Raw genomic sequence first — 17,088 nt, 5'->3', positions numbered from 1 at the left:
TGCCTCGGTGACCGGGCGCTGGGCGCCCTCGTTCCGGTCCCACCCCCGCCCCGATCCTTTAGGGTTCAACGGCCGCTCGGGGCGGAGGTGGGTGTGGGCGTGGGCGTGGGCGTGGGGCCGCTCGCTTCGCGTTGCCGGGTTTCCGTTAGATGGCCCGGTAGTCCCTTATCGCATACCTGGGGCCGAAGCGGGGACGGGTGAAGCCTGCTGCCTCCAGGTATCGGACGGCGCGCTGCCGTTGTGGTGCATAAGGCGCCAGCACCTCCGCCAGGCCTTCGTCGTCCAGGGGTTCGCCCAGCAGGGCGTAGCCGACGACCGTGGGGATGTGGAAATCCCCGAAACTGACGGCATCCGCGTCACCCCAGGCGCGTTGGGCCACTTCCGCCGCCGTCCACACGCCGATGCCCGGGACCTTGCGCAGCAACGCACGGCCCTCGGCACCCCGCAGCTCCGCCGCCCGCTCCAAGCGGTGCGCCACTTGCGCCGCGAAGATCAACGCACGCCGCCGCGCCAGGTCCACGCCCGCCTTGTGCCACTTCCAGTCCACAATGGACATTATTGCGCGCGGGGTCGGTGGTACGCGCATCCCCGCCGGGGCGGGTCCCGGGGCGGGCTCGCCGTACCAGCGGCACAGCTCCCGCCACGACCGCCGCGCCTCGTAGCCCGTCACCTTCTGCTCCAGCACCGCGGGGATCAGCACGTCGAACACGCGCCCCGTGGCCCCCAGCCGCAGGCCGGGCATGTCCCGCCGGGCGCGCGCGACCGGATCGTGGTGCGGGACGAACCCGCTGTCGTCGTCCTCCGCGCCGAGCAGGGCGGGGACGCCCGCGAGCATCCTGTCCGCGCCCGGTCCCCACGCCTGCGCCTCGATCTCACCGTCGGCGAACCGCCGGAACGCGAGCGTGCCGGGGCCGTCGGGGGTGTTGCCGGTCAGCCAGGTGACGCCGGACTCCTCCGCCCGGAAGCACGGGTCGGCCTTGCCCCGGCGCAGCGGGCCGAGCACCGCGCCGAGGTCCACTGTGAACGGTGGCCGGTACCGCACTAGCAGTCGCTGGAGAAGCGGATCGAACCGTCGGCCAGCACCATCTCCGGCCACACCCTGGCGCCGTGCAGCAGTTCGCAGCCCGCTCCGACGACCGCCCCGTCGCCGAGCACGACCCCGCGCAGCACCGCACCCTTGCCCACCCGGGCACCCGCGCCGAGCACGGAGTCCTCCACCACGGCGTCCTCCGCGACGGCGACCCCGTCGAACAGCACCGAACCGGTCACGCGCGCCCCCGCCGCGACCTGCGCACCGGCGCCGACGGTGGACCCGCCGAGCACCTCCGCGCCGGACGCGACCGTCGCCCCGTCGAGCGCCAGCGACTCCCCGGTGGGACCGGGCAGGGCCGACGTCGGCGCGAGCCCGCGCACCAGGTCCGCCGAGCCGCGCACGAAGGCCTCCGGGGTGCCGACGTCCAGCCAGTACGACGCGTCGACGAACCCGTGCACGTGTGCCCCGTCGGCCAGCAGCCCGGGGAACGTCTCACGCTCGACGGACACGCGGCGACCGGCGGGAATGGACTCGACCACCGAGCGGCGGAACACGTAGCAGCCGGCGTTGATCTGGTCGGTCGGCGGGTTGGGCGTCTTCTCCAGGAACGCCGTGACGCGGCCGTCGGCGTCGGTGGGCACCGAACCGAAGCGGCTCGGGTCGTCGACGCGCTGCAGGTGCAGCGTCACGTCGGCCGAGGCGTCGAGGTGCGCCTGCACGAGGGCGTGCAGGTCGGCACCCGAGAGGATGTCGCCGTTGAAGATCACAGCGTGGTCGGCCCGCAACTTGTCGTACACGTTGCGGATCGCGCCGCCCGTGTCGAGCGGCTCCTCCTCCACCACGTACTCCAGGTCGAGGCCGAGGGACGAGCCGTCGCCGAAGTAGTCCTCGAAGACCTCGGCGCGGTACGACGTGCCCAGCACGACGTGCTGGATGCCGGCCGCGCGGATCCGTGACAGCAGGTGGCTGAGGAACGGCACCCCGGCGGTGGGCAGCATCGGCTTGGGCGCGGACAGGGTCAGCGGCCTCAGCCGCGTGCCCTTGCCGCCCACCAGCACCACGGCGTCGACATTCTCCGTCGGCGTCACAACTTCCTCCCGTGATCGAGCAGCCGCCGGGCGACAGGCCGCGCATTTTGCTGACGGCGACGCCCCGGAGGGCCTACCCTAGACAGCACAGGGGCGGCCCCGGTCGGAGAGGGCCTCAGGTCGAGTCGGGAGGCCGAGCGGATGGACCCCCGCGAGCGTGCGGACGCGTTGCTGGCCCGGGCGCGGGCACGCGGCGCCTTCGTGGTCACGCCCGACGACGCGACGTCGCCGATGGACGCGGCGAACACCCAGCAGATCCCGCGTTCGGCGATCGACAGGATCGACCACGGCGAGGACCCGGACACGACGGCCGTGGTGCCCTCGTCGGTGATCGACTCGGTGCAGGGCAGCCTCGAGAAGCCGGACACCCGGGTCGGCATGACGCCGGTGCGCCCGGACTCCCGCGAGGAGGAGGTCGGGGGCCTCATCCCCACCACCACGCAGACCACCGGCCGCTCCGATCTGTCCCGCCGTCTCGAAGGCTTCTGATTCAGCGGCCGCGCGTCTCGATCTTGAGCCGCACGGCGAGCCCGAGCTTGACCGCGGCCAGCACGGGGCGCCAGGCCGGGCCGCGGTGGCGGTCGGCGAGGTAGCGGTAGGCGCTCTGGTGGTGCGCGGCCAGCATCTTCTTCGGTGCGCGGGAGGTCGCCTTGCCGCCGATGTGGGTCACCGAGGCGGAGGGGACGTACACGTTCTGCCAGCCGGCGCGGCCGAGCCGGTCGCCGAGGTCGACGTCCTCGAAGTACATGAAGTAGCGCGAGTCGAAGCCGTCGACGGAGTCGAAGGCCTCGCGGCGGAACAGCTGGCAGGAACCGGAGAGCCAGCCCGCGGTGCGTTCCTCGGGGGCGCGTTCCTGCCGGTAGGCGCGGGTCCACGGGTTGGCGGGCCAGATCTTGCCGAACACGGCGTGCCCGATGCCGCGGCCGAAGGAGGGCAGCAGGCGGGCCGAGGGGTAGACGGCGCCGTCGGGTTCGCGGATGAGGGGCCCGAAAGCGCCCCCGCGCGGCCAGCGTTGCGCGGCTTCGAGGAGCACATCGAGTGAGCCGGGCTCCCACTCGAGGTCGGAGTTGGCGACCACGACCCAGCCGTAGCTGTCGTCGAGTTCGGCCACGCCGCGGTTGGCGCCGCCCCCGTAGCCGAGGTTCTCGCCGATGCGCAGCACCCGCACGTTCTCCCGCTCGGCGGCGCGATCGAGGGTTTCGACGGGTTCGACGCTGTTGTCCGCGAGCACCACGCGCACGTCGCGGGTGGTGGCTTTCTCGAGCGTGTCGAGGAAACGGGCGAGGTCGTCCCCGGGGAAGTAGGTCACCACGACCACGGCGAGGCCGTCGCCATAACGTGTCGGCTCGGTCACCGGGCCATTGTGCCGCTTCCCCCACGACGGTGACCCGCAGGGCCGCATCGGCCCCCCGAACAGCGCAAAGCCCGTGAGACGACCGTCCGGACGCGTCACGGGCTCACTTCTCGGCCCTAAGGGGGCCTCGCGCTGTCGACGGTAGCAGGGAGCTCGGCTCGCGCGCCACTGCATTGCGCGTCCCCGCGCGGCAGCGCAAAGCCCGTGAGACGACCGTCCGGACGCGTCACGGGCTCACTTCTCCGCCCTACGGGGGCTTCGCACCAGTGACGGTAGCGGGAAGCTTCGCGCTCTCGCCACTGCATCCCGCGTCCCCGCGCAAAACTGTCGCACCCTCCAAGCAGGATGTTCCGGGTGCCGGTGCATGCCTTCATCGACGAGTCCGGTCGGGACCGCCGCTACTTCATCTGCGTCGCGGTCGTCGACCCCGGTTGTCTTGCGCCCGCGCGGAAGCAGTTGTCGGCGCTGCTCCTCCCCGGGCAACGGGAGTTGCACTTCAAGGCAGAGAAACCACCGCGGAGGCGGCTGCTCGCCGATCGGATCGCCGGGCTGCCGCTCGTCACGCACATCTACGAGACCGCGTGCACCCCGAAGACCGAGGAACGTGACCGGCAGCGGTGCCTGGAGCAGGCGTTCCACCACCTCGTCGAGCTAGGCGCGCACAGAGTCGTCCTCGACAGCCGCGACCACCGCGACATCCACGACCGGACGACGATCTACCGCACGCTGGGGCAACACCCGAAGACCGAGCTGGCCCACCACCACCTCAACTCGGCATCCGCACCCCTGCTGTGGGTGCCCGACGCCGTCGCGTGGTGCTACGGCGCCGGCGGCGACTGGCGCCGCCGGGTCATGCCGGTCGTTTCGAAGGTCATCGTGGTCTAGACAGCGCAAAGCCCGCGACACGACCGTCCGGACGCACCACGGGCTCACTTCTCGGCCCTAAGGGGGCCTCGCACCAACGACGGTAGCAGGGAGCTGCTCCGGAGCGCCACTGCATTGCGCGGCGCTCCGCGTTCCCGCGCAAAACTGTCGCCCCCTCCGAGCAGGATGTTCGAGGTGCCAGTGCATGCCTTCATCGACGAGTCCGGGCGGGACGGTGCCTACATCGTCTGCGTGAGCGTTGTCGACCCCGCTCAGCTCGTCCCCACCCGGAAGCAGCTCGCCGCGTTGCTCCTCCCGGGACAACGTGAGCTGCACTTCAAAAAGGAGAAGCCGCGCAGGCGCCGGCTACTCGCCGACCGGATCGCGGCGCTTCCGGCGATCTCGTGGATCTACACGACCTCGTGCACCCCGAAGACCGAGGAACAGGACCGGCAGCGGTGCCTCGCGGAAGCGGTGCGCGATCTCGTCGCGGCGGGCGCGCACCGCGTGGTGATCGACAGTCGGCAGGAGCAGGACCGGCATGATCAGGCAACGATCTACCGGGTGCTGGGTACCTACGAGACGTCCCCTCCGGTGGTGCATCAACACCACGAATCCACTGCCACCCCGCTCTTGTGGATCCCCGACGCCGTGGCCTGGTGTTACGGCGCGGGTGGCGACTGGCGGCGGCGCGTCTCGGCCGGCATCGGGCGGATCACCCAGCTCTAGACAGCGCAAAGCCCGCGACACGACCGTCCGGACGCACCACGGGCTCACTTCTCGGCCCTACGGGGGCCTCGCACCCCCAACGCTACCAGTCAGCCCCGCCGGTGGGCCAGCCACGCCTTTCCGTACGCCTCGCGGTGCCGCTCCGCGCTGGTGGTCCACGAGAAGTCCTTCGCCCGCCGCTGTGCCGCTTGGGCGAGCTGCGCACGGCGACCCGGGTCGTCCAGCAGCTCCGACAGCGCCACTGCCACGTCGCCCGCGCCGACGCCGCAGTACGCCACCGCATCCCCGCCTACCTCGGGCAGCGAGAGGCGCCGGGTGGTCAGCACGCACGCCCCGCACGCCATCGCCTCCAGCACGGGCAGTCCGAAACCCTCCCCGAGGCTGGGATACGCCACGAGCTCCGCCCCGCCGAGGAACCCGGCCAGCGTCCCGAACGGCAGGTACCCCGCCCGGATCACCCGCAGCCGCAACGGCGCGGCGTCCAGCGCCTTCTCCACCTGCGTGTCCCACCCCGGCTGCCCCGCGAGCACCAAAGCGGGCGGCGAAGCGCGGTGTTCGACCGCCTTCGCGAAGCCCCGGATCAACGCCGGCACGTTCTTCCGCGGCTCCAGCGCCCCCAGGAAGGCCACGTACGGCTGGGTCTCCAGCCCGATCGCCGCCCGCGCGGCCCTGACCTCCTCCGGCGACGGCGGGTGGAACCGCTCCACGTCCACCCCGTGCTCGATGATCTCCAGCGCCCTCGGCCTCGCCCGCGTCACCCGCGCCAGCTCGTTCGCCGTCGCGTGGCTCGGCACGACGCACATCGTCGCGCGGCGCAGCGCCGTCACCGTCCAGCCGCGGAAGAACCGCGCCTTGACCGACGAGTGCAGCACCGCGTCGGTGAAGAACGTCGCGTCGTGCAGGGTCACCACCGACGCGGCCGGGCTCGCCAGCGGCATCGTGTAGTGCGGCGAGTGCACGACCTGCACGTTCAGCCGCCGCGCGAGCATCGGCAGCGTCGTCTGCTCCCACGCGAGCCGCGCCGTCCTGGTCACCGTCGACGGCCCGGCAGGCACGATCCGCGACCGCGGCGCGAGCCGCGCGAACAACCGGACGTCCCGCGGCTGGCACACCACGCTGACCGGCGCACCGCCCTCGTCGAGCGCCTGGACGAGCGAGTCGACGTAGCGGCCGACGCCGCCGCGGTCCGCGGGCACGGCCGTCGCGTCGATCAGCACACTCGGTTCGCTCCGTCCCACCAGTGCAGAGTACGACCGATCAAAGTCCGTTTGGTCAGGAACTCACAACTTCGCTCCCGGTGTGGATCCGCCACACGGCTTCCGCCGACCGCCGCCACGAGAACTCCGCCGCCCGCGCCCGGCCCGCTTCGACCAGCGCGGATGCCCGCGACGGCGACCCCAGCACCTCCCGCAGCCCCGCGGCGAGCGCCCGCGCGTCGCCCCTCGGCACGCACAACCCGGCCCCTCCGGCCACCTCCACCAGCGCCGGGGCGTCCGAATGCACCACCGGCACCCCGGCCGCCATCGCTTCGAGCAGCGGCAACCCGAACCCCTCGGCCCGGCTCGGCACCGCCAGCACCGCCGCCCGCCGCAACACACCCGCGAGCCGCGCGTCCGGCAGCCGCCCCAGCACCCGCACGTCCACGCCGTCCCGCCGCGCCTCGACGCCGCCCCAGCCGGGCTGGCCGACCAGCACGAGCGGCACGTCCAGCTCCGCCATCGCGTCGAGCAGCACGTCGATGCCCTTGCGGGGTTCGAGCGTGCCGACCGCCAGTACGAAACGTTCCGGCAGGTCAGGGACATCCTCGGGGGCCGACAACGCCGCCGCCACCCCGTGCCCGGCGACGTGCACGGGCACCGAAACCGGCACCCACCGCCACAGGTCGTCGGCCACCGCGCGCGTCGGCACGACGAGTCCGCGGGCACGGCGGGCCGCCCTACCGATCATCCGCCGGTGCCACGACACCCCGCGCGGGGTGAGCGTCTCGGGATGCGTCCACGGCACCGTGTCGTGCACCGTCACCGACACCGGCCCGCGTGGCGGCGCGAGCGGGGTCGGTGCGTGGACGGCGTCCCCGCCCGGCCAGTACGGCACCCCCAGCTGCCACGCGGCGACCAGCGCCCGCGGCGGCAGCGGCAGCATCCGCAGGCCCGTCACCTGCTCTTTCGGGCGCCGGGCCACGACACCGGTCACCTCCCAGCCCGGCGGCGCCGTCTCGCCCAGCGCACGCAGCAGCTCGGCGGTGTAGCGGCCGGTGCCGCCCGGCACGGGCGCCAGCAGCTGCTCGGCGATGACCACGAGTTCCGACACGAGCCGTATTGTGCTCGCCGTGACCGAGGTCAGCTCCACGGTGGTGGTCGTCACGTGGCGGGGTGCCGGGCAGATCACCGCCTGCCTGGACGCGCTCGCCGCCCAGGATCGTCCACATCGGACGCTCGTGGTGGACAACGCCTCGGACGACGGCACCGCCCGCCTGCTCGCCGGGCACCCGTCGCAGCCGCGGGTCGTGCGCCTGCCCCGCAACGCCGGGTACGCGGGCGCGATGGCCGCCGCGCTGTCCCTTGTGGACACGCCGTTGATGGCCTGGCTCAACGACGACGCCGAGCCCGAGCCCGGCTGGCTGGGCGCGCTGGAGGACGCGCTGGGCCCGGCGGCGGCCGCGAGCTCCCGGCTGAACCGCCCCGACGGCACTCCCCAGTGCGTCGGGGTCCGGCTGACCGCGGACGGCTACGGCGCGGACACGCTCGACACGCCGGCCTTCGGGTTCTGCGGCGGTGCGGCCCTGCTGCGCGCGGACGTGCTGCGCGAGATCGGCGGCGTGCCCGCCGGTTTCTTCTGCTACTACGAGGACACCGACACCGCGTGGCGGCTGCGCCTGGCGGGGCACGACATCGTGACGGTGCCGGAGGCGCGGGTGACCCACCGTCATGGCGTGAGCACGAGGCCCGGGTCGCGGCAGTTCCACCTGTGGAACGAGCGCAACCGCCTGCTCACCCTTGTACGGTGTGCACCCGCGTGGGTCGTCCTCCGCGAGCTGGCGCGGTTCGCCGCGATCACCGCACTACTTCCCCTGCGCCGCAACGTGCCCGAGGGGGCGAACTTCCGCATCGCGCTCCGTGTGCGGGTGCTCACCGAAGTACTCGTCCGGGTACCCGCGGCCCTGCGCGACCGCCGGGCGATCACCCGGCGGTCGACAGTGCGGCGAGGGCAGGTCTGGCGACACTGGGCGCGCCGCTAAGCTCCTTTCAACCGGAGCACGGAGGTCGGCATTGGGCCAGGGGGATTCGCCTTTACCGCTCGTCTCGGTGATCGTGGTGAACTACCGCGGCGCGGACGACACGATCACGTGCCTGCGCGCCCTGCGCGAGGACCTGGACTACCCCCGGCTCGAGGTGATCTGCGTCGACAACGCCTCCGGCGGCGACGACGTGGCCCGGCTCAAGGCGGTCCCCGGGATCAAGCTGGTCGAGTCCTCCGAAAACCTCGGCTTCGCCGGTGGCTGCAACCTCGGCGCGCGGCACGCACAGGGCAGCGTCCTCGCGTTCCTCAACAACGACGCCCGCCCCGACCGGAACTGGGTGCGCGCGGCCGTCGCGACCCTGACCGCGGAACCGACCGTCGCCGCCGTCGCGAGCAAGGTGCTGGACTGGGACGGGACCGGTACTGACTTCGTGGACGCCGGGCTGACGTGGTTCGGCATGGGCTACAAGCGACACGCGGGCAGCCCGCTCGCCGACCTGCCGTCCGGAGAGCACGAGGCCGCCAAGGACGTCCTGTTCGCCACGGGCTCGGCGATGTTCGTGCGCGCGAGCGTGTTCACCGAGCTGGGCGGCTTCGACGAGCGCTTCTTCATGTTCTACGAGGACGTGGACCTCGGCTGGCGGCTGAACCTGCGGGGCTGGCGCGTGCGGTACGTGCCGGAGTCGCTGGCCTACCACCGCCACCACGCCACGATGTCCGAAGTGGACGCTCCGGACACGGGCCGCGAGACGTTCCTGCTGGAGCGCAACGCACTCGCCGCGCTGTACAAGAACGTCTCCGACGAGACGCTGGCGAAGGTGCTGCCCGCCGCGCTCGCGCTGGCCGTCCGCCGCGCGACCGCCCGCGGCGAGCTGGACGCGACGCAGCTCGACCTCGCGAAGGGCGTGAAGCCCGTCGACACGACGCCGGTCGAGGTGCCGAGGACGACGCTCGCGGGAGTGCTGGCGATCGACCAGTTCGTCGAGCTGCTGCCCTCGCTTGCCGAGTCCCGCAAGGCCGAGCAGGCCGCCAGGGTGCGCACCGACGCGGACCTGATCCCGTTGCTGCGCAAGGCACTTGAGCCCGCCTACCCGCTGCCGCGCTACCTCGCCGCACACGAGATCCTCGTCGAAGCCTTCGGCATCGAGAGCGTGTTCGGGCAGCGGCGCAAGATCCTCGTGCTGACCGGGGACGCGATCACCGAGCGGATGGCCGGCCCCGCGATCCGCGCCTGGAACATCGCGAGCGCCCTCGCCCCCGAGCACGACGTCCGGCTGGTCACCGTGAACCCGGTCGCCGCTCCCCCGCCCGCGCCGTTCCCCGTCAGCGCCGCCCGCAAGCGCGACCTCACCGAGCCGGTCGAGTGGGCCGACGTGGTGATCCTGCAAGGGCACGTGCTGGAGATGGCACCCGCGCTCAAGGCGGAGCACTCGCACAAGATCGTGGTGTGCGACCTGTACGACCCGATGCACCTGGAGCTGCTCGAACAGGGCAAGAGCGCGCCGGACGACAAGCGCGCCGCGGACCTCGTGGGCGTCACGCGCGTGCTCGACGCGCAGCTGGAGCGCGGCGACTTCTTCCTCTGCGCCTCCGAGCGGCAGCGCCACTTCTGGCTCGGCCACCTCGCCGCGCTCGGCAGGCTCACCCCCCGCCTGTACGACGCCGACCCGACCACGCAGTCGCTGCTCGCCGTCGTCCCGTTCGGCCTGCACGCCGAACCGCCCGTGCGCACCGGCCCCGGTCTCCGCGCGACGCTGGACGGCATCGCCGAGACCGACCACGTCGTGCTGTGGGCCGGTGGCGTGTACAGCTGGTTCGACCCGCTCACGCTCGTCGGCGCGATCGACCGGCTGCGGCAGCGGCGGCCCGACGTGCGGCTGGTGTTCCTCGGTATGAAGCACCCGAACCCCGAGGTCGCGGAGATGGACATCGGCGCGCGCACGATGCGGCTCGCCGACCGGCTCGGGCTGACCGGCAAGCACGTGTTCTTCAACGAGCACTGGGTGCCCTACGGCGAGCGGCAGAACTGGCTGCTCGACGCCGACTGCGGCGTGACGACGCACTTCGAGCACGTCGAGACCACGTTCGCCTTCCGCACCCGCGTGCTGGACTACCTGTGGGCGGGCCTGCCGATCGTGACGACCGACGGGGACGCGTTCGCCGACCTGGTGCGGGACGAGAAGCTCGGCGTGGTCGTGCCCGCGGAGGACGCCGACGCGCTCGCGGACGCGCTGGAACGCGCGATGTACGACGAGGAGTTCGCCGCCGGGTGCAAGGAGCGGATCGCGGCGGTCGCCCGCCGGTACGCCTGGCCCGAAGCGCTCAAGCCGCTCGTCGAGTTCTGCCGGAACCCGCGTCCCGCCGCCGACCGGCTGCCGGGGGCGGCGGACCTGGTGGTCTCGGCACCGTTGCGGGGCACCGAAGCCCTCCGCCGCGACCTCGCGCTGGTGCGGGAGTACCTCGCCGACGGCGGTCCGAAGGAGCTGGCCCGGCGCGCCGCCGGGCGTCTGAAGAAGCTGGCCAGAAGCCGTGGCTGACCGGCCGTTGAAAGTCCTGCTCGACGGCACCCCCTTGCTCGGGGCGCGGACGGGCATCGGCCGCTACACCGCTTCGCTGGCCGAGGAGCTGGCTTCACGGTCCGATGTGGACACTCGCGCGGTGGCGTTCACGCTGCGCGGCTGGCGACGGCTGCGGCACGTCCTCCCGCACGGTGCCCGCGCCCGCGGCATGCCCGTCGCGGCGCGGCTGCTGCGGGCCAGCTGGCTGCACTCGCCGTTCCCGCCGGTCGAACTGTTCGCCGGGCGGGCGGATGTCGTGCACGGGACCAACTTCGTGTTGCCGCGTTCGCTGCGCGCCGCCGGGGTGCTGACGATCCACGACCTCGCCTTCCTCGACGCGCCGGAGGAACTGGCGCCGAGCGACCGCGAGCTGCCCAGGCTGGTGCGCCAGGGTGCGGCGCAGGCCCGCGTCGTTTGCACGCCCACGGAGGCGGTAGCCGAAACGGTCGCCGAACGCCTTTCCGTGCCCCGAGAGAAGATCCAGGTGACGCCTCTGGGCGTGGACGCGGCGTGGTTCACCGGGCGGCCGCCGAACAAGGAGACGCGCGAACGGCTGCGGCTGCCCTCGGAGTACCTGCTCTACGTCGGCGCCTCGAACCCGCGCAAGGGGCTGGACTGGCTGCTCAAGGCACACGCGGCGGCCCCTGAGCTGCCGCCGCTGGTGTTCTCCGGCCCAGGCCCGGTGCACGTGTCGGGCCGAGCAAGGCACGCGGGTTATCTGTCCGAAGTGGATTTGCGTAACGTCGTGGCGGGCGCTTCGGCGCTGGTGCTGCCCTCGCGTGAGGAGGGGTTCGGCCTGCCGGTGCTGGAAGCGCTTGCATGCGACGTGCCGGTGGTGTGCACGGACATCCCGGCGCTGCGGGAGATCTCGGGCGGCTACGCCCACCTGGTGCCCTACGGCGACGTGGACGCGCTGGTCGCAGCGCTGCGGGAAGCGGTTTCCGAGGTCCGCGACCCGTCGCTGTCCGCCGAGCGGCGTGCGCACGCCGGTGGCTTCACGTGGCGCCGGTGCGCCGACGCCACCGTCGAGGCCTACCGGCGGGCGGCCGCGAAGTAGGCGGACAACGCCTCCCGCCAGTGCCGCAAGGGCGTGAGCCCCGCGTCGGCCCACGACTTGTTCGACAGCACCGAGTACGCCGGGCGTGGTGCCGGGCGGGGGAACTCCTCGGTGGTGCAGGGCTTCACCCGCTCCGGGTCCGCACCCAGCTCCTCGAAGATCGCCCTCGTGAAGCCGTACCACGTCGTCTCGCCGCCGCCGGTGCAATGCAGCACCCGGCGGGCAGGACCACCACCGTCCACAATGGCCCGACCGAGTTCGAGCAGTCCGGCGGCGAGGTCGGCCGACCACGTGGGCGAGCCCCGCTGGTCGTCCACAACGGACAGCGTGTCCCGCTCACCCTCCAGCCGGACCATGGTCTTCACGAAGTTCGCCCCGCTCACCCCGTAGACCCAGGCCGTGCGCACCACCCAGGCCCGCGCGCCGGAACCCAGCACGGCGTCCTCCCCGGCGGCCTTCGTCCGCCCGTACGCGCTGCGCGGGCCGACCTCGTCCTCCGGTTCGTACGGCCGGTCGGCGTCGCCGGGGAACACGTAGTCCGTCGACACGTGCACCAGCGGCACCCCGCGTGACGAGCACGCGGCCGCGAGCACGCGGGGACCGTCCACATTGACCGCGAACGCGCGCCGCTCGTCGGTCTCCGCCTTGTCCACCGCGGTGTAGGCCGCGGCGTTGACCACCAGGGGTTTCCGGCCGCTTTCCCGCGCCCGCTCGGCCAGCGCGCCGACCGCGGCGATCACCGCACCCGCGTCGGTCACGTCCAGCTCCGCCGATCCCGGCGCGGTGACGTCCACCTCCGGCGACGCCAGCGCCGCCAGGTCCCGGCCGAGCTGCCCGGATCCGCCGGGTACCAGCACACTGAGCATCGGTGCCCTCACTTCCCGGCCAGCGCGGCGCGCTCCTTGAGCGGCTCCCACCACGAGCGGTTCTCGCGGTACCAGCGCACGGTGTCGGCCAGGCCCTCGTCGAACGGCACCTGGGGCCGGTACCCCAGCTCCGTGCTGATCTTCGTGATGTCCACGGAATACCGGCGGTCGTGGCCCTTGCGGTCGGGCACCGGCTCGACCCTGTCCCAGCCGGCGCCGAGCGCGGCGAGCAGCCGCTCGGTCAGCTCCCGGTTGGTGAGTTCCGTGCCGCCACCGATGTTGTAGACCTCCCCGGCCCTGCCCGACTCCGCGACGAGCTGGATGCCGCGGCAGTGATCGTCCACGTGCAGCCAGTCACGGACGTTCAGCCCGTCGCCGTAGAGCGGCACCTTCGCGCCGTCGAGCAGGTTCGTCACGAACAGCGGGATGACCTTTTCGGGAAACTGGTACGGACCGTAGTTGTTCGAGCACCGCGTGACGCACACCGGGAGGCCGTGCGTGCGGAAGAAGGCCCGTGCCAGCAGGTCCGAGGACGCCTTCGACGCCGAATAGGGGGAATTCGGCTCCAGCGCGTGGTCTTCCGGCCAGGAGCCCTCGGCGATCGAGCCGTACACCTCGTCGGTCGAGACGTGCACGAACTTGCCCACGCCGGCGCCGAGCGCGGCCTGCAGCAGGGTCTGCGTGCCCAGCACGTTGGTGAGCACGAAGTCCGCCGAACCGAGGATCGACCGGTCCACATGGGACTCGGCGGCGAAGTGCACCACCAGGTCGACACCCGTCATCAGCTCCGACACCAGCGCGCCGTCACAGATGTCGCCCTGCACGAACTCGAACCGCGGGCTGTCGGCGACCGGGGCGAGGTTCGCCGGGTTGCCCGCGTAGGTCAGCTTGTCCAGCACCACGACCTCGGCGTCGGCGAGTGCCGGGTACGCACCCGTCAGCGTCTGGCGCACGTAGTGCGACCCGATGAAACCCGCTCCCCCGGTCACCAGCACCCGCATCGGCTTCCGCCCTTCCGAACATCGATTTCCGCAACCCGGGCAACGTAACCCAGCCGAGACACGTCTCTGTAGAGGGAACAGTAATCTGGAAGCATTCACAAAATGGTGGGGGCAGGAGGAGCGACCGTGACCGACGGGGTTGCGACCCGCCAGGACGCCACGGAAGAGATACCCGAATGGCCCCCGCCGCCCATCCCTTCACCCAGGGGGCGCAGGCCGTGGTTCGCGGTCTTCGCCCTGCGGGGCGGCAAGGCCATCGTGGCACTCGTGTCCGTCGCCGTGCTGGTGCTGACGTGGTACGGCTGGCAGTTCGTCGGCGACCCGAACCAGGGGCTGACGACCAGCGAAGTGTTCGCGGACAACGAGTTGCACGCGGTCCCGCTCGACGGCGCGGTGGACATCCTGCTGGTGGGCATGGACAGCCGCACCGACGGGCAGGGCAACCCGCTGCCGCGTGAGGTGCTGGACATGCTGCACGCCGGGGACGCCGAGGGCGAGAAGCAGACCGACACGATGATCCTCGTGCACATCCCGCAGGACGGGCGCCGGGCCGTCGCGATCTCGTTCCCGCGTGACTCCTGGGTGGAACTCGCCGGGGGCTTCGGCAAGCACAAGCTCAACGGGGCGTTCGTCTACGCCTACAACGAGCGGTTCCGCCAGTTGCAGCAGCGGGGCGTGGACCTGAAGGAGGCCGACCGGCAGGCGAAGAACGCCGGCCGCCAGAACCTCGTCGCCACGCTCGAGAACTTCATGGGCAAGCCCGGCATGATCGACCGCTACGCCGAGGTGAACCTCGCCAGCTTCTACGAGGTGACCAGGGCCCTCGGCGGGGTCGAGGTGTGCCTGAACGGCCCGGTGCACGAGCGCAAGTCCGGCGTCGACCTGCCCGCGGGCAGGCAGACCGTCGAGGGCGTGCAGGCGCTGGCCTTCGTGCGGCAGCGCTACGACCTGCCCAACGGGGACCTGGACCGGATCGCGCGGCAGCAGGCGTTCCTGTCGGGGCTCGCGCGCAAGGTCCTGTCGCGGGACGTCCTGATGAACCCCGGGAAACTCGGTGATGTGATCACCGCCGTGAAGAAGTCCGTGGTGCTCTCCGACAACTGGGACCTGACCCAGTTCGCCGGCCAGATGCGCGGTCTCGACAGCGGCCGCATCGAGTTCCGCACCATCCCCACGCTCGGCAACGCGGTCATCGGCGGCGCGGACGTGCTGCGCGTCGACCCGGCGCAGGTGCACCAGTTCGTCGACGGGCTCACCGCCGACCCCGGCGCGACGTCCACCACGGCCACCCCGCCGACCACCTCGTCGGCGCCCCCGTCCTCGAAGGCACCACCGAGTTCCGCCGGCCGGGCCAACGCCGGTGCCGCCGGCCGGTCGCTGCCGCCGCCGTCCAGCGCGCCCCCGCCCATCACGGGTGGCGAAGTCGCCTGTGTGAACTGACCCCCGTGCCTTAACCTGGGACGACAGGCAGGGGCGAGCAGGGGGAGAAACCGGTTTGGACACCGACGACGACGGCGCTGAGCAGCAGAAGCCGACGCCGCACCCGAGGACGACCGAACCGGAGGCCGGACCCGAAGCCGGGACCGAGCCGGAGCCGCGGCGGCGGGGGCGGGTCCCGGCGCGGGTGGCGAAGGTCGCACTGGCCCTGCTGTCGGTGGTCGCGCTGGCCGCCACGGGCTACGCGTACCTGACCTACCACCAGGTGCAGGGCGATCTGCACACCACCGACGTGCTCGGCGAACCGGACAGCCCGGACCTGCCACCCCCACCGCCCGCGGACGACGGCGCCGAGGACATCCTGCTGGTGGGCGTGGACGCGCGGACCGACATGCAGGGCAACCCGCTGCCGCTGTCGATGCTGAAGACGTTGCGCACCGAGCAGACGGGCACGATCAACACCGACACCCTCATCCTGCTGCGCGTCCCCAAGAACGGCGGCAAGCCCGTCGCGCTCTCGATCCCCCGCGACACGTGGGTGGACGTGCCGAAAGGCGGGCAGGCGAAGATCAACTCGGTGTTCGGCACCACGAAGGCCGCCGCGGCGAACCAGCTGCGCGCCCGGGGCGAGCGCGACTCCGCGGCGGTCGAGCGCGATTCGGACCAGGCCGGCCGCAAGGCCCTGGTCCAGACCATCCAGAACTTCACGCAGGTGCGCATCGACCACTACGCCGAGGTCAACCTGCTCGGTTTCTACCTCATCACCGAGGCGCTGGGCGGCGTGCAGGTGTGCCTCAACCACGCGACCGAGGACAAGGACTCCGGGGCGGACTTCACCGCCGGGCTGCACACGGTGACCGGCGGCGAGGCGCTGTCGTTCGTGCGGCAGCGGAAGAACCTGCCCCGGGGCGATCTCGACCGGATCGTGCGGCAGCAGGTGTTCCTCGGGTCGGCACTGCACAAGGTGCTGTCGGCCGGTGTGCTGACCAACCCCGGGAAGCTGACGGACCTCACCGACGCGCTGCACCGGTCGCTCGTGCTGGACCCGGACTTCGACCTGCTGCAGTTCGCGGAGAAGGCGAAGGGCCTGGCGTCGGGTGACGTGTCGTTCGAGACCATCCCCGTGCTGACCATCAACGGCCGCAGCCCGGACGGGCAGAGCATCGTGCAGGTGGACCCGAAGGCGGTGCAGCAGTACGTCGCCGGGCTCGTGGGCCACACGGGCGGTGGTGGCGCGGCGGCCTCGGGCGGGTACGCGCAGACCAGCATCAACGGCGTGACGTGTGTGAATTAGTGGCGTGTCTGAGAAAGATCGGGCGTGGTTCGGACCGGTAAGCCGGGGCGGCCGTTTTCGGATGCGCGGGCGATGGTCGAGGGCATCATCTACCGGTACCGGTGTGGAATCGCGTGGCGGGATGTGCCGCCGGTGTTCGGGCCGTGGCAGACGAATATCACCCGCACCACAGGGGGCCGGGTCGAACTACACGCATCCTCGGACCGAGCCGCCTGACCACGCGCTCGGCCGCTCACGAGGTGGGCCGTCCACGAAGATTCACGAGCTCGTCGACGGGAACGGACGGCCACTGGTCACGCTGCTGACCGCGGGGCAGGCCGGGGACTCGACGACGTTCCTGCCCCTGATGCGACACCTGTACGTGCCCCGCCCATCCGGAGGGCCGGTGCGGACACAAGCTGGCCACCGACTACCGGGCAGCCATCGTCCTGCACGCCGTCATCACCTGAACCACAACGTTGTCAGCCATGACCTAGGTGTGATGTTCAGGGACGTTGTCCCGGGTTGAGGTGACCGTTGGTGGCCTGTCGTGCTGACAGGTGAAGGCCTCCGGTTGTGAAGTGGAGC

The 17,088-nt window shown here is 72.0% G+C and carries 15 protein-coding genes and 1 pseudogene; 9 read left to right on the top strand and 7 right to left on the bottom strand.

Going from position 1 to position 17,088, the window contains the following annotated elements; translation table 11 throughout:
• Positions 1-145 precede the first annotated feature (145 nt).
• Complete coding sequence (locus tag BMZ92_RS24060) at positions 146-1,042, bottom strand: DNA-3-methyladenine glycosylase family protein (protein WP_091511717.1); 897 nt, start codon at positions 1,040-1,042, stop codon at positions 146-148.
• Positions 1,042-2,121 carry a mannose-1-phosphate guanylyltransferase gene (gene manB, locus BMZ92_RS24055; RefSeq protein WP_245783216.1) on the bottom strand — a complete coding sequence of 360 codons (1,080 nt, stop codon included), beginning with the start codon at positions 2,119-2,121 and terminating at the stop codon, positions 1,042-1,044. The genes BMZ92_RS24060 and manB overlap by 1 nt, the downstream gene beginning before the upstream one ends.
• A gap of 141 nt (positions 2,122-2,262) precedes the next feature.
• On the opposite strand from manB, the gene BMZ92_RS24050 reads away from it, so the two are divergent.
• Positions 2,263-2,610, top strand: coding sequence for a hypothetical protein (locus BMZ92_RS24050; RefSeq protein WP_177228850.1), 348 nt, complete (start codon positions 2,263-2,265; stop codon positions 2,608-2,610).
• A 1-nt stretch (position 2,611) separates the two neighbouring features.
• Here the strand turns inward: BMZ92_RS24050 and BMZ92_RS24045 are convergent, their stop codons facing one another.
• The gene (locus BMZ92_RS24045; RefSeq protein ID WP_245783215.1) at positions 2,612-3,475 is read right to left on the bottom strand and encodes a glycosyltransferase family 2 protein; all 864 of its coding nucleotides are present in this window, start codon (positions 3,473-3,475) and stop codon (positions 2,612-2,614) included.
• Positions 3,476-3,829: 354 nt separating this feature from the next.
• On the opposite strand from BMZ92_RS24045, the gene BMZ92_RS24040 reads away from it, so the two are divergent.
• Both BMZ92_RS24040 and BMZ92_RS24035 read left to right on the top strand, forming a co-directional pair.
• Entirely contained in the window at positions 3,830-4,360 is a 531-nt protein-coding gene (locus tag BMZ92_RS24040; RefSeq protein ID WP_091511714.1) for a hypothetical protein, read from the top strand.
• 174 nt (positions 4,361-4,534) lie between these two features.
• Positions 4,535-5,068, top strand: coding sequence for a hypothetical protein (locus tag BMZ92_RS24035; RefSeq protein ID WP_091511999.1), 534 nt, complete (start codon positions 4,535-4,537; stop codon positions 5,066-5,068).
• 89 nt (positions 5,069-5,157) lie between these two features.
• Here BMZ92_RS24035 and BMZ92_RS24030 read toward each other — a convergent pair whose 3' ends face one another.
• The gene (locus BMZ92_RS24030; protein ID WP_091511711.1) at positions 5,158-6,285 is read right to left on the bottom strand and encodes a glycosyltransferase family 4 protein; all 1,128 of its coding nucleotides are present in this window, start codon (positions 6,283-6,285) and stop codon (positions 5,158-5,160) included.
• A 55-nt stretch (positions 6,286-6,340) separates the two neighbouring features.
• Positions 6,341-7,378, bottom strand: a complete 1,038-nt coding sequence (locus BMZ92_RS24025) for a glycosyltransferase family 4 protein (protein WP_091511707.1) — start codon at positions 7,376-7,378, stop codon at positions 6,341-6,343.
• Here BMZ92_RS24025 and BMZ92_RS24020 point away from each other — a divergent pair.
• From BMZ92_RS24020 to BMZ92_RS24010, 3 genes are read left to right on the top strand one after another with little or no spacing between them, the layout of a single operon-like run.
• On the top strand, positions 7,359-8,306 hold the full coding sequence (locus tag BMZ92_RS24020; protein WP_091511704.1) for a glycosyltransferase family 2 protein: 948 nt from the start codon (positions 7,359-7,361) through the stop codon (positions 8,304-8,306). The two genes, BMZ92_RS24025 and BMZ92_RS24020, sit on opposite strands and share 20 nt — an antisense overlap.
• Before the next feature lie 31 nt (positions 8,307-8,337).
• Entirely contained in the window at positions 8,338-10,845 is a 2,508-nt protein-coding gene (locus tag BMZ92_RS24015) for a glycosyltransferase (protein ID WP_091511699.1), read from the top strand.
• Positions 10,838-11,923, top strand: a complete 1,086-nt coding sequence (locus tag BMZ92_RS24010; protein WP_091511695.1) for a glycosyltransferase family 4 protein — start codon at positions 10,838-10,840, stop codon at positions 11,921-11,923. The genes BMZ92_RS24015 and BMZ92_RS24010 overlap by 8 nt, the downstream gene beginning before the upstream one ends.
• Here BMZ92_RS24010 and rfbD read toward each other — a convergent pair.
• Entirely contained in the window at positions 11,899-12,789 is an 891-nt protein-coding gene (gene rfbD / locus BMZ92_RS24005) for a dTDP-4-dehydrorhamnose reductase (protein WP_177228849.1), read from the bottom strand. The two genes, BMZ92_RS24010 and rfbD, sit on opposite strands and share 25 nt — an antisense overlap.
• 8 nt (positions 12,790-12,797) lie before the next feature.
• Positions 12,798-13,790 carry a dTDP-glucose 4,6-dehydratase gene (gene rfbB, locus BMZ92_RS24000; protein ID WP_091511687.1) on the bottom strand — a complete coding sequence of 331 codons (993 nt, stop codon included), beginning with the start codon at positions 13,788-13,790 and terminating at the stop codon, positions 12,798-12,800.
• 168 nt (positions 13,791-13,958) lie between these two features.
• On the opposite strand from rfbB, the pseudogene BMZ92_RS23995 reads away from it, so the two are divergent.
• The 3 genes and pseudogenes from BMZ92_RS23995 to BMZ92_RS38845 all read left to right on the top strand — a co-directional run.
• Positions 13,959-15,119: pseudogene (locus BMZ92_RS23995) on the top strand (LCP family protein); the annotation flags it as partial.
• Between the two features lie 166 nt (positions 15,120-15,285).
• The gene (locus tag BMZ92_RS23990; RefSeq protein ID WP_091511681.1) at positions 15,286-16,521 is read left to right on the top strand and encodes an LCP family protein; all 1,236 of its coding nucleotides are present in this window, start codon (positions 15,286-15,288) and stop codon (positions 16,519-16,521) included.
• Positions 16,522-16,545: 24 nt separating this feature from the next.
• Entirely contained in the window at positions 16,546-16,737 is a 192-nt protein-coding gene (locus tag BMZ92_RS38845) for a transposase (RefSeq protein WP_177228848.1), read from the top strand.
• The last annotated feature ends 351 nt before the right edge of the window (positions 16,738-17,088 follow it).

The organism is Amycolatopsis sacchari (assembly GCF_900114035.1).
Classification (GTDB): Bacteria; Actinomycetota; Actinomycetes; order Mycobacteriales; family Pseudonocardiaceae; genus Amycolatopsis_E; species Amycolatopsis_E sacchari.
This window is presented reverse-complemented; position numbering and strand designations above follow the sequence as displayed.